The organism is Acidiphilium sp. PM (genome assembly GCF_000219295.1).
In the GTDB taxonomy this organism is placed as follows: Bacteria; Pseudomonadota; Alphaproteobacteria; order Acetobacterales; family Acetobacteraceae; genus Acidiphilium; species Acidiphilium multivorum.
In genome coordinates this window covers 1-682 of record NZ_AFPR01000598.1, presented here as the reverse complement: position 1 = coordinate 682, position 682 = coordinate 1, and the positions used below count along the sequence as shown (strand labels likewise).

Genomic DNA, 682 nt, shown 5'->3' with positions numbered 1-682 from the left:
GCCAACTATATCAACTCCACGATGATCGGCGGCTATTACAGCTACACGCATGGCAACCTCAACCTCGTGCCGGAGGTTCAGTATGTGTATGCGAAGCCTGACCAGAAGGTTGGCATCAGCAAGTTCACGAGCAATTTCGGCGCGGCGCTCTTCGCCGATTACGCGTTCGGCAAAAGCCCCTATTCGCTGGGCGGCTGGGTCGAGTATTTCAGCTCGAACGGCCCCGGCTTCTGGTTCCTCAACCCCGGAGCGCAGGGCTACGGCCTGTCGGTCACGCCGACCTGGCAGAACAAGAACCTGTTCGTCCGCGGCGATCTCGGCCTGCTGCATCTGACCAAGGTCGGCTATGCTGGCAGCACCGGCTACGGTGCGAACGGCACCGGGCGCAACCAGGCCACCTTCGTGGTCGAGGCCGGCGTGCTGTTCTGATTCCACCCTCGGCGCAATCGCGGAAAAATGGTGATCAGCAAATCACGTGTCCGGCGGCTATTATCCAGGCTCTGGAACATCATTGTTTCGGCTTGGAGAGAATCGCGCCATCCGCTTTAACCGAGCTCCGTAGATTTACCGGCGGCGCGTGGAAACAGGACGTTTGAGCATTTTTGTGAGTATCGATACTCAGGTTGAACCTCACCCTGGCGGGGCGCCGGAAGGCGTCAGGCGGCAGGGACCGGCGCCGGGA

The 682-nt window shown here is 60.3% G+C and carries 1 protein-coding gene; it reads left to right on the top strand.

What is annotated here, in order from left to right:
- Positions 1 to 429 (top strand): outer membrane beta-barrel protein (locus APM_RS19220; RefSeq protein WP_007425061.1); only part of this gene is annotated, 429 nt, incomplete at its 5' end.
- Between the last annotated feature and the right edge of the window lie 253 nt (positions 430 to 682).